9 protein-coding genes are annotated in these 12,708 nt (G+C 37.4%); 6 read left to right on the plus strand and 3 right to left on the minus strand.

The window, feature by feature from the left end; genetic code table 11:
• Positions 1 to 41 precede the first annotated feature (41 nt).
• Both ACPZ3T_RS00700 and ACPZ3T_RS00705 read left to right on the plus strand, forming a co-directional pair.
• Entirely contained in the window at positions 42 to 1,475 is a 1,434-nt protein-coding gene (locus ACPZ3T_RS00700; protein WP_490273077.1) for a bifunctional orotidine-5'-phosphate decarboxylase/orotate phosphoribosyltransferase, read from the plus strand.
• Between the two features lie 47 nt (positions 1,476 to 1,522).
• Positions 1,523 to 2,587, plus strand: coding sequence for an AI-2E family transporter (locus tag ACPZ3T_RS00705; protein ID WP_490273078.1), 1,065 nt, complete (start codon positions 1,523 to 1,525; stop codon positions 2,585 to 2,587).
• A gap of 254 nt (positions 2,588 to 2,841) precedes the next feature.
• Here the strand turns inward: ACPZ3T_RS00705 and ACPZ3T_RS00710 are convergent, their stop codons facing one another.
• Positions 2,842 to 4,035, minus strand: coding sequence for an FAD-dependent oxidoreductase (locus ACPZ3T_RS00710; protein WP_490273079.1), 1,194 nt, complete (start codon positions 4,033 to 4,035; stop codon positions 2,842 to 2,844).
• A 429-nt stretch (positions 4,036 to 4,464) separates the two neighbouring features.
• On the opposite strand from ACPZ3T_RS00710, the gene ACPZ3T_RS00715 reads away from it, so the two are divergent.
• Together ACPZ3T_RS00715 and ACPZ3T_RS00720 are read left to right on the plus strand one after the other, a co-directional pair.
• On the plus strand, positions 4,465 to 5,208 hold the full coding sequence (locus tag ACPZ3T_RS00715) for a pentapeptide repeat-containing protein (protein ID WP_490273080.1): 744 nt from the start codon (positions 4,465 to 4,467) through the stop codon (positions 5,206 to 5,208).
• Between the two features lie 194 nt (positions 5,209 to 5,402).
• Entirely contained in the window at positions 5,403 to 6,848 is a 1,446-nt protein-coding gene (locus ACPZ3T_RS00720) for a pentapeptide repeat-containing protein (protein ID WP_490273081.1), read from the plus strand.
• On the opposite strand, the gene ACPZ3T_RS00725 is transcribed toward ACPZ3T_RS00720, so the two are convergent.
• Entirely contained in the window at positions 6,845 to 7,366 is a 522-nt protein-coding gene (locus ACPZ3T_RS00725; RefSeq protein ID WP_490273082.1) for a hypothetical protein, read from the minus strand. The genes ACPZ3T_RS00720 and ACPZ3T_RS00725 overlap by 4 nt on opposite strands.
• 687 nt (positions 7,367 to 8,053) lie before the next feature.
• Here ACPZ3T_RS00725 and ACPZ3T_RS00730 point away from each other — a divergent pair.
• On the plus strand, positions 8,054 to 11,407 hold the full coding sequence (locus tag ACPZ3T_RS00730; RefSeq protein ID WP_490273083.1) for a leucine-rich repeat domain-containing protein: 3,354 nt from the start codon (positions 8,054 to 8,056) through the stop codon (positions 11,405 to 11,407).
• A 113-nt stretch (positions 11,408 to 11,520) separates the two neighbouring features.
• Here ACPZ3T_RS00730 and ACPZ3T_RS00735 read toward each other — a convergent pair whose 3' ends face one another.
• On the minus strand, positions 11,521 to 11,907 hold the full coding sequence (locus ACPZ3T_RS00735; RefSeq protein ID WP_490273084.1) for a hypothetical protein: 387 nt from the start codon (positions 11,905 to 11,907) through the stop codon (positions 11,521 to 11,523).
• A 602-nt stretch (positions 11,908 to 12,509) separates the two neighbouring features.
• Between ACPZ3T_RS00735 and ACPZ3T_RS00740 the strand changes: the two genes are divergently transcribed.
• Entirely contained in the window at positions 12,510 to 12,689 is a 180-nt protein-coding gene (locus ACPZ3T_RS00740; protein ID WP_490273085.1) for a hypothetical protein, read from the plus strand.
• Positions 12,690 to 12,708: the final 19 nt, after the last annotated feature.

The following is a 12,708-nucleotide window of genomic DNA, read 5'->3' on the forward strand; positions in this document are numbered from 1 at the left end:
GAATTGATTCGCCCAATGCCCAATGACTATTAACTAAAAATATGATTTTTTCAGATAAATTACAGACGGTTATTTCGCAAAATCAAAGTTTACTATTTGTTGGTCTTGACCCGAATATAGAGATGATTCCTGATGTTTATAAATCTCAGGATATGATTAGTGGTTTGTGGCAATGGATGAAATTTATCATTGCGGAGACGGCTGATTTTGTCTGTGCATATAAGCCAACATTGGGTTTTTATGAAGCCTTGGGTCTTGGTGGTATGGAATTACTGCATAAAACTTTAGACGCTATCCCCAATCATATTCCAATTATTTTAGATGCGAAACATAGTGATTTAAATACTAGCACTATTTTTGCTAAGACAGTATTTACAGACTGGCAGGTAGATGCAATTACGCTGACTCCCTATACAGGACAAGATCATGTAGCTCCTTTTTTGGTTTATCCTGATAAAACAGTATTTATTTTATGTTGTACTTCTAACCCAGGTGCAGAAGCTTTACAGCAATATCCTACTAAAGAAGCACCGTTTTATTTACAGGTAGTAAAAGAATCAAAAAATTGGGGAACTCCAGAACAATTGGGGTTAGAGGTAGGAACTACTAATGCTGAAATTTTATCTCAAATTAGGGCAGTTGCACCTGAACGAATTATCATGGCGCGTAGTGTTTGGGGTGAGGGAAGTAATTTAAATGAAATTTTAGCAGCAGGGTTGGATACTAATGGTAATGGTTTGTTAATTCCTGTACCGCAAGATATGTTATCTAAACCGAATTTATCTGAGGAAATTCAGGTTTTACGGTCAGAAATTAATCAGATGAGAAATCAGGTAATTCAAAATGGTTCTAGCTGTGCTGTATGGCTACCAGATATTGTTTCTCCTGAGCAGCATCCTTGGCATGATTTGATTTTACAGCTTTATGATATTGGTTGCATTATGTTTGGTGATTATGTCCAAGCATCAGGGGCAATATTTCCTTATTATATTGATTTACGTAAAATCATTTCTAATCCCCAAGTTTTTAATCAAGTGCTGAGTGGGTATGAAGCCATTCTCAAAACTTTAACTTTTGATAGGTTGGCTGGTATTCCCTATGGTTCTTTACCTACCGCTACTGGTTTATCTTTACGTCTAGATTGTCCCATGATTTTCCCTCGTAAAGAGGTGAAAGCACATGGAACTCGTAGGCTAATTGAAGGTGATTTTTATGCGGGGGAAACTGTAGTGGTTGTTGATGATATTCTTATCAGTGGTAAAAGTGTGATGGAAGGGGCTGAAAAGTTAAAGTCTGCTGGGTTAAATGTTGAGGATATTGTGGTTTTTATTGACCATGAACAAGGTGTGAAAGCAAGATTAAGAGAAAATGGTTATCGTGGTCATGCTGTTTTAACTATTTCGGAAGTTACAGGTATTCTGCATCAATGTGGGAAGATATCAGATGAGCAATTTTTGGCTTTGAGTGAGGGTTAATTGTTAAACGCGAAGGGATGCGGATGTTATTGGGGGAGGATGAGAGGGTGAATATTTCGCTTCATCAGTTGATTAAATGGTTGATTATAACTTTATTGTTTCCTCTGGTATTTCTGAATGTTTGGCTAGTTGGTCGATTTTTTCGCTACTTCCAACCTTTAGTGACAATTTTTGTACTGGCGGCTTTGTTGGGGTTTATTTTAAATTATCCTGTTTCACTGCTTCAGCAACGGGGAATTAAACGTAACTATGCTGTGAGTTTAGTATTTTTGGTGAGTTCTTTGTTGTTAGTTATTGTGGGGATTCTTTTACTACCAATAGCAATACAACAGTTTAATGAAATAGCGAAAGTTCTACCACAGTGGATAGATGCTAGTCAGAAAAATATTCAGAATTTGAATGATTTATTTATTGGTGAAAGGTTAGATATTGATGTGGGGGAAATACTCACAAGGGTTACGGACAGAATACCAGATGAGTTGGAAAACATTTCTGATAAATTTATCAATATTGTGATCAATACAATTGATAGCCTTTCGGAAGGATTAGTGACAGTAGTTTTGGCTTTCTATTTTTTATTAGATGGGGCGAGAATTTGGGATAGTTTATTTAATAAATCACCTTGGTTTTTTGTTAAACGACTCAGAGAACCTATTCAAAATAATTTACAAAATTACTTGATTGGACAAGGCACTTTAGCTCTGTTGATAGGAACTGCACAAACATTGATGTTTCTCAGTTTTCAGGTGCAGTTTGGGTTACTTTTTGGTTTGGGAATTGGGATTTTCAGTTTAATTCCCTTCGGTGATGTTGTGAGCTTAATTGTAATTACTTTAATTATCGCGTCTCATGATTTTTGGTTGGCGGTGAAAGTTTTAGCGGTAGCTGTGATTATAGACCAAATTATTGACCAAGCGATCGCACCTCGTCTTTTAGGTAATTTAACGGGTGTTAGACCTTTATGGGTGTTAATTTCTTTATTGATAGGTACTTATGTTGCTGGGTTGTTAGGGTTGCTGCTGGCTGTACCTGTGGCGGGTTTAATCAAAGATATCATTGATGGCTGGGATTCTTTATTTAGTCAACCTGATGAGGTGACAGGTGACAGTTGACATTTGGTTAGGGTTAAATTACTTAGGAAATTTCACTTAGTTGCAAAATCATCATTAAAATTATGCAATTTTTGCATTTTCCCGGATGCGCTTTCTGCAATCTAATGGCATTCTCTATTGTTAGGAATAGAGTTGATGGCATACATCATCAGTACCCCGGCTTTGGCTGGGGTCTTTTTATTGGGTGTGGGGGTGTGGGGGTGTAAGGGTGTAGGGGTGTAGGGGTGTAGGGGTGTAGGGGTGTAGGGGTTTCCTTAGTTTCTAGTTGTCATTCCCCATTTCTGCATGAACTTTCTGTCAATGCTATCTTTCCACTGCCACAGGAGTGGGTGAGGTGGTAAAGTTAAACAGCCTTTAGTTGCGATCGCCTTTCCGTCTCCTGTACCAATTAAACTGAGATATTGTTGCTGTGGTATGTAGGGTTGCAGTGGTTCACCTGTTAACGTTCGCCGCAGGTTCTCAAATAATGGCTTGCCTTGGCGCACTGCAAATACTCCCGCTTTCTGTCGGGGATGGTTTTTCATGGTGGCAATGTCACCTGCTGCAAATACCTCTGGATGGGTAAGAGATTGTAATGTATCTTTAACTAAAATAAAGCCTTGATCATCGGTAGCTAGTCCTGTAGATTTTATCCATTGGGGTGCTGAGGCTTGCGTCACCCAGAAAACTTTGTCACATTTTAGTGTAAATCCAGATTCACATTTAACTTCAAATAATGCTGCTGTGTGAGGAGATGGCGCAATTTGAGAGACTGTTTCACCTAGATGTAATTTCACACCACGGCTGATTAAGGTTTGCCTCAGTTGATATTGTACAGATGGATGATGATGAGGCACTAGTTGAGGCTGGCGTTGAAATAAATGAATTGCTAAATTTTGCAGTGGTTGTTGGGCTTGTTGTAAAATTTGCTGCAAATGAGATTGCATAGATAACGCCAATTCCACACCTCCAGCACCACCACCAACAATAACTATAGTGATTGGTTTTTCGGGATTTTGAGTGACATTTTCTAATAGCTCATACCAATTTTCTAAGAGTTTTTCTACTGGTTTAGCCGGAATTGCATATTCTGCTGCACCTAATACAGATATGGTGGCGGGAGTGCTGCCAATATCAATAGATAATAAATCAAAATCTACCGCCGGACGGTTAGCACAAATTACTTTATGGTTGGTTAAATCTAGGTCAACTGCTTGATCAAGATATAATTGTGCTTGGGCAAAATCTGCTAATCTTGGCAAGTTAATGTGACATTCATCACGACTATAAAAGCCTGCAATATGTCCTGGCAGCATTCCAGAGTAGGGTGTATCTGGATTTGGACTAATTAAGGTTAAACGTACTCCGGGTAAAGGTTTCATGCCAAATAATTTCATGACAATGGCATGACTATGACCACCACCAACTAATACTAAATTTTTTGCGATCGCTTGTAAATTATCCAGCATCTTTTATTTATAAGTGTTTATTTTTACAAATAGCAGTTTGTTTTTTATTATGGTCATTAATTTTTAACAATTTATTGTTATGGCTAAATAAATTTATGTGTTATTTATGACTTATATATTTTGGTAATTACAATAGCAATTAATACGTTATATCGTTAAAAACACCAGCATTATTTCTGTGGTTAATGCTATGTATTTAGCTGCATAGCATAGCTTGACTAAGTTTTATTTCAACAAGATTTGAGCAGCCAACAAGTATTAATTTTAACTTATTTATTAGCAAACAACGAGTTTTTATTTACATATACTTAATGAATTGGTGATATTTGTTCTTATCGAGTTTTCAATAATCGTTAGATTTACCACTACTCAAATTTGAATAATCTATGGAAAATGGCATCACACTAAAATTATATAAATGTGTTGCTTATGCTGAATGTCATCAATACTTTTTATCATGCAATGACTAAGCAATTACTAAATAGCCAGTTTTCTCTAGCCAACATCCTCCATAATATATATTCTCCTGTATATAAACATCAAAATTTTCCGGCTGATGTAGTCAACCAAAAATGCAATCTGTTAATTGAGTATTGGCAACAACAAAAATCTCCAGAGTTTATAGAATTAGTATTTGAGTTAGAAAATTTAGCCAAAAATTATCCTCTGGATGATGAAGTAATTATCAAATTGCTCAGTGATTTTGTGCGAAATCACGTTACTGATATTTCTCCAGATAGCCAAAACTTGACAGTCTGTCCAGAAATTCAAGCAATTTTAACAGTAATTGGCAGCATACACCGAAAAAAAGACTCGGAAAATGCACAATTGAATTTAAGTTATACCAACTTAGTAGGAGCGAATCTCTCACAGGCTAACTTAGAGTCGGCAAATTTATACTGTGTTAATTTGGCGGGAGCAAACCTGAGTTATGCCAATCTTTCCGGCGTAATTCTGACTGCTGCTAACCTCTGTGGTGCAAATCTGAGTTATACCAATCTTTCCGGCGCAATTCTCGGTGCTGCTAACTTTAGTGAAGCTAATCTCACAGGTGCGAATTTATCTCAGGCAAATCTTTACTTAGCCAATTTGCAGCAAGCTACTCTTGATGATGCCATATTAGATGGGGCTAATCTCCGAGAAAGCAAATTGGGTAAAGAATCAAAGTTGTGAGGTGAGTTAAACCAATTTGCAATTACGTAATTATGTGTTGTGACAGGAACTTAAACCTTTACAGTTTGTTCACGAAACAATATCAAAAATTTGTACTGTAATCTTTTTCCGTAATCACCACATCAGTAAATTTTTGTGATATGATAGTAAGACTATCTAAATAGTATATTACTTTATAAAAACAATAAGTAAGTATGTCTGCTAATCAGACAGACAAAGTGTGGCGTTGGATAATCGCTACCACAGTGACATTTGGCTGCTGTGCAACTCTGATTCTTTTGGTGTTTTCAACTCCTGAAGAATTATCAATTGAGCAACAATTGCAATCGAGAAATCAAGGATTAACTGCTACAGCGATCGCATTTTTGGGATTAGGAGTCATCCTGAATGCTTACTATACAGCTAAACGTGTAGAGGCTATACAAAAAAGTGCGATCGCTAGTCAAAAAAATCTAGAAATTAGTCTACAAAATGCCCAGTTATCCCAAGATAGATTAATTTCGGAACGGTTGATGGCAGCCATTGCTCAGTTAGGCCATGAAAAAATGGCTACTCGCACAAGTGCCATTTATATTTTAGAGAGAATCGCCCAAGATTTTCCCCAAGAACATTGGACAGTCATGGAAATTCTCACCGCTTTTGTACGGGAGAATGCTGATATTCGAGACGCAGAAAATACAGAGGAAGATTCCCAAGTATATCTGAACAAATACAAAAATAATCAACGTCGCACATCACCAGAAATAGCCCCAAAAATTCGCAAAGATATTCAAGCAGCTTTGACTGTAATTGGTAGACGCAATTCTGAGCAAGACGACAAACGTAAAAAACTCGATTTACGCAATACAGATTTGCGGCGAGCCGATTTGTTGGGAATGGATTTACAACGGGCAGATTTACGAGGCTCAGACTTACGAGGGGCTGATTTACGTAATTGTAATCTTAGTCAAGCCAACCTAGAAAATATTCAAATGGCTGGTTGTGTACTACATGAAGCCAACTTATGGAAAGCCAACCTCCAAAGCGCAAACCTCCAAGGCGCAAACCTAAATCGTGCTGATTTATATGAGGCAAATTTGCGTGAAGTTAATCTTGTGGGAGCGAATTTACGCAGTGCTAACTTGGAAGGGACGAATTTTTATAAAGCCAACTTACAACAAGCGAGTTTAAAAGTAGCTAACCTCACCGGAGCGAAGTTATTTCTAGCTAACCTGCAAGGGGCTAAATTGGGTAAAGCCAATTTATATCTTTGTGGTTTAATTGGGGCGAACTTGAATGGTGCAAACCTCAACGGTGTTAATTTGTGTGGAGCTAACTTAAATGCTGCCAAATTAGAACAAACAGAAATTTTATTTGCTGACTTTACACAAGCTAGTTTGACACAAGCCAATTTCCATAAAGCCAACCTGATGGGAGCAAATCTGCAAAGAGCCATTCTCTATGAAACCAACTTAACTCATGCCAACTTGGTTGGAACTAACTTATCAGACGCTAGCTTTTATGATGTGAAGCTAGAAGGCGCAATTTTAACAGGAGCGAAAAATCTCGCATCGCAACAAATTTCAATGGCAATTGGCGATCGCACAACCAAATTACCAGATAACATTGAAGTACCAATACACTGGCGACAGTCTAGTTAAAAAGAAGCACTGTGTTCTTCATCCCAACACTGGTTATTACTCCAATTTCTGCCAGTATCTTCACACTCAAATTTACTTTTAATCCAAGGAATTGAAGTAGGGTAAGTAGATTGATTTACAGGGCTAGCAGGAAATAAGAAAAATTTACCAGCAAGAATACCAACCGTCAAAATAGCTGCCGAAAAAGTTGTATAAATAAAAATTGTAGTTAAAGTTTCTACGTAAATTTTACGAGAAATATAATATTCAAAGTCGTAAGTCGTACCCCTCCGCGAACGTCTCTTATAGGTGATACTTTCCTGACTATCTTCCTTCTTTGCTTCTTCTAGTAGCATCTCCATCTCAGAAGAAAGCTCTAGCTCATTTAATTGGTTGTTCTCTCCTACTAGAAATATCCAAGGATATTGAAGCAAAAATGCTAACGAGAAAAGCTCTAGCCCATCTGGTTGGTTGTTCTCTTTTACGCCTTTGCTCTCCTCCGCTTGTTCAGTATTATCCGGTTGGCAGTTATCTTTCATATTATTTCTCACATTTTTAACAGGGATGAGTCATAGCAATTTAATATTTAAAATTAAGACATTCAGATTTTATAAGGGTTTCATACTTTAGAACTGCTGCCGAATTTCGGCGAATAGTGTAAAAGTATAAAGTATTGGCTGTTTTAAACTATTTTTATCAAAAGAATTAAATTTTTTTGTTCTTGAAAAACTTTTAAGTTTTTGGGAATTGGGAATTGGGAATTGGGAATGGGAAAGAACATACCAATGACCTAAGAACTTTGCACAAAAAATATAATATTAAGAATTGTTGCCAATAATGGAGATGCTCAGTAGAATTAACAACCCGTATATCTTCAGTTTAGTATTGCTACTAAATAAAATTAGTATTTTTTTTGTGAAGAAAAGATAAAACGTCAATAATTTTAACAGTAGTAAAATTACCTAAATTGAGTCAGACCAATATTACTGATGTAGTAGGCGATCGCCTTTTTACCCTTTGGACTTCATATTATAGACCATTCATAGCACAGTCAGTTTAGATTTAGTGCTAATTTAACTCATATTCTGAGTAATTGTACTGTTAGTTTATAGAATTTGATAAAGTAAATATGCTGGCAATGGTGGTGCTAGATGAAGATGTGTTATCTGAATATGCGTAAGTCAGAGCTAAAGAAATAGGTGAGAGACTAAATTTCAACAATTTAAATGACTAACGAAGAACTGCTGCAAATTATTGCACAAGCTGCAAAGGACAAAGTTACAAGATTAGACCTTTCAATCAGAGGTTTAACAAAACTTTTACCAGCAATTGGACAACTAGTCAACCTGCGATCACTTAACCTCGCCAACAATAAACTGAGGAGTCTACCTAGTGAAATTGGACAACTCACTAACTTGCGATCGCTCGATCTTAGCAGCAATCAATTGAGTAGTCTGCCACCAGAAATTGGACAACTCACTAACCTAGAAACACTCGATCTCTACAGTAATCAATTGAGTAGTCTGCCACCAGAAATTAGACAACTTACTAAGCTGCAAACGCTTCACCTCTACAGTAATCAATTGAGCAGTCTGCCACCGGAAATTGGACAACTCACAAACTTACAAACGCTATACCTTGGTAGTAATCAATTGAGCAGTCTGCCACCGGAAATTGGACAACTCACAAACTTACAAACGCTTAATCTATACAATAATCAACTAAGCAGTCTGCCATTAGAAATTGGACAACTCAACAAGCTGCAAACACTATATCTTTACAGTAATCAACTGAGCAGCCTGCCATTGGCCATTGGACAACTCACCAAGCTGCAAGCACTAAACCTTGGTAGTAATCAACTGAGCAGTCTGCCATTAGAAATTGGACAACTGACAAACTTACAAACCCTCGATCTATACAATAATCAACTAAGCAGTCTGCCATTAGAAATTGGACAACTCAACAAGCTGCAAACACTACATCTTTACAGTAATCAACTGAGCAGCCTACCATTAGAAATTGGGAAACTCATCAAGTTACAAGCACTACACATTGGCAGTAATCAACTGAACAATCTGCCATCGCTAATTGGACAACTGAGAAACTTACAAACCCTAGACCTCTACAATAATCAACTGAACAATCTGCCATCGGAAATTGGAAAACTTACCAACCTCCAAACACTTGACCTTAGCAATAATCAACTGAACAGTCTACCACCGGAAATTGAAAAACTTACCAACCTCCAAACACTCGACCTCTACAATAATCAACTGAACAGTCTGCCATCGGAAATTGGAAAACTTACCAACCTCCAAACACTTGACCTTAGCAATAATCAACTGAACAGTCTACCACCGACAATCCGGCAACTAACAAACCTCACAAAACTGGATCTGCGTAGAAATCCTATCCCCATTCCCCCGGAAATTTTGGGGACGAAAGAATTATACAGAGATCCTGGTGATGTGAACGAAATCCTAGATTTCTATTTCCGCGTGCAAGATCCAACTGAAACCGAACCTTTATATGAAGTCAAATTCTTAATTGTTGGCGAAGGAGAAGCAGGTAAAACTTCTTTAGCCAAAAAAATCCAAGACGAAAATTATCAACTCCAAGCAAATGAAAAATCAACCGAAGGTATAGAAGTTATCCGTTGGCATTTTACCCAAACTAACAGTAAAGACTTTCGCGTCAATATCTGGGATTTTGGAGGCCAGGAAATTTATCATCAAACTCATCAATTCTTCCTCAGCAAACGTTCTCTCTATGCTTTAGTAGCAGATGACCGCAGAGAAAACACAGATTTTTATTGGTGGCTGAATGTTGTTGAACTCCTTAGTGATAATAGTCCAGTTTTGATCATCAAAAACGAAAAACAAGACTGTCAATGTGAAGTCAATGAACGCCAGTTACGGGGAGAGTTTACCAATCTCAAAGAAGTTTTAGCTACTAACTTAGCCACCAATCGCGGTTTAGCAGCAATTAAAGACGCAATTCAGCTTTACATTAGCAGACTTCCCCATGTTGGCACACCACTACCAAAAATCTGGGTGAGAGTCAGAGCCGCACTAGAAAACTACTCCCGTAATTACATCACCCAAGAAGAATATTTTAATCTTTGCCGAGTCAATAATTTAAGCGATCGCAAAGATATGCTCCGGTTGAGCAGCTATTTACACGACCTCGGTGTTTTTCTCCACTTCCAAGATGATGCCACACTTAAACACTACGTCATCCTCAAACCAGAATGGGGAACTACTGCTGTTTACAAAGTTTTAAAAAATGATACTGTCAAGCAAAACCTTGGTTATTTTACACGCGATGACCTAGAAAATATTTGGCAAAATGATGAATATGCCGAAATGCAAGATGAACTACTGCATTTAATGATGCGGTTCAAACTATGTTACGAAATTCCTAGTCGTCCCGGTACTTATATCGCACCGCAATTACTTTCCATTGAACAACCTGATTACAACTGGGATGACACCAACAATTTAATACTTCGCTACACCTATGACTTCATGCCTAAAGGTATGCTCACCCGTTTTATTGTGGAAACACACCCTTGGATTGAACAGCAAAAACTCGTTTCGAGAACAGGCGTTGTTCTCCACAAAGACCAAACCCGCGCCGAAATCATAGAAAATTATAATCAACGAGAAATTAAAATCCGTGTAGCCGGAAATCGCAAAAAAGAACTCATGGCAGTTGTCACCCATGAACTAGAAAAAATCCACAAATCTTATGAACGTTTGCAATATCAAACTCTAGTTCCCTGTAACTGTGAAATGTGCAGAAATCTGCTAATTCCTCATTTTTATGCTTTGGACTCACTCCACAAACGCTTAAACGCTCGTCGCTACCAAGTTGAGTGTGACAAAAGCTATCAAATGGTAGATGTTCGTAGATTAATTGATGATGTGATGTTCACATCTGAACGAGAATATGGGGAAATTAACCCTCAAGTTACACCTTTACAAAAGCAACTAGAACAAGAGAGAGAACAACATAAAATGATTAAGCAAGAAATCTTTATTTCTTATGCTTGGGGTGGAGAAAGTGAAGCTTATGTTAATCGTTTAGACGAAGTTTTACAAGCTAAAGGTATCACCATTATTCGAGATAAACGAGACTTGGGTTACAAAGGTCTAATTAAAGCTTTTATGGAAAAAATTGGACGCGGTAAATGTGTAATTGCCGTGATTAGCGATAAATATTTAAAGTCTCCAAATTGTATGTTTGAATTGGTGCAAATTGCTAATAATGGTGAATTTTATCACCGAATTTTACCGATTGTGTTAGCAGATGCCCAAATTTATAAACCTGTTGAAAGACTTAAATATATTAAACATTGGGAAGACCAAATCCAAGAATTAGACGCAGCTATGAAAGGAGTTTCCGCCGCTAATTTACAGGGATTTCGAGAAGAAATTGATCAATACACCGAAATTCGCAACACCATCGCCGAACTTACCAACCTGCTTAAAGATATGAACACCCTCACCCCCGACATTCACAGCGAGTCAGAATTTGAGGAATTATTGCAGGTGATTAGCAAGCGTATTGATGAGTAAAATTAGATGTCATGTAAGTTGGGTTGATGTAAGGAAACCCAACACCAACATCTCTATTGAGTTTTCAAGATCAATATTGGGTTGCGCTGCGCTTAACTGTCACTTGCTACATTTCATGCCGTTGTTGTTGACTCCGCAGGTACTACCATAGACTTAGCTACTGATGGACGTGGTTTTTTTCTGTCTGATTTGCGTGTTCCACCAGCCATCCCATATTCATCACTATTTTTACCATAGTGAGACGCAACACCTAATAACATATGCTCAGAATAATCATTCAAAACACGTTCCGCTTCTATTAAGGCATTCTGCGTTTTTTCTATTATGGCTCGTGCTTGATTATAAGCTGCTAACTTATCTCGTAAATCACTAACCATCTTTTTGTAAATAGCCACTGACAAGCCATTACCAAAATCTAAGTCAGAATTAATTGTCTGCAATCTTTCAATCCGACGTTCAGCTTTAGTCAGTGCAATTGAGTCTCGTCTGCGTTGCGACATAAAATTTTCCTTTTGGCAATGTAGTGAATATGAAAGACTAATGTTAATTAACACTTAGTTCTTCAGATACCATTAGAATACGCAATCAGCAGATGTACTAGCTTGAGTGAAGCTACAGAATTTTTTAATTATTTAGGTTGAGTAGTTATAAGTGTATTTGCTGTTTATATAAGGTGTATAGGCTACGGTGTATATATATCTGGTTGCTGAGTGGAAAATGTGGTTAATTCTCTATGAAGTTGCATCAAATAAATGATGTAGAGACGTTGCATGCAACGTCTCTACAGTCCAGAATAAAGTGGACTTTCAATAACAAGCCAAACATTCCGCAAATTAGATTCACGAGTTCTAAATCAGATTTACGACTCAGAAATTAGATTCACGAGTTCTAAATCAGATTTACGACTCAGAAATTAGATTCACGAGTTCTAAATCAGATTTACGACTCAGAAATTAGATTTACGAATCGTATATTAGGTTCACGAGTAATCAACAAGCATTATCAGTTAAAATAAAGATTTTATACTTCCTAAACTCCCTGTTAATCGCTGCTACGGCTGATAAATTAGAATTACATTCATTTTTGTAGCTGGTTTTCCGTAGTGCTTTTTGAATCTGGCTCAAAGCAACGTGAAATTCATGTTACCATTGCAGCAAATCTGTTTGCGCTTCTACGGAGTCAGGTACGCGGTTCTAGTTGTCGTGTTTCTCTTGCAGACAATGACGGTACTTTATGTAACTGTGGTGTTTGCAACATCCGTGAGTCAGAACTGAAAAAATAGGTGAGACAATCAATTTCAA

It is taken from the genome of Aliinostoc maniaoense (assembly GCF_058172895.1).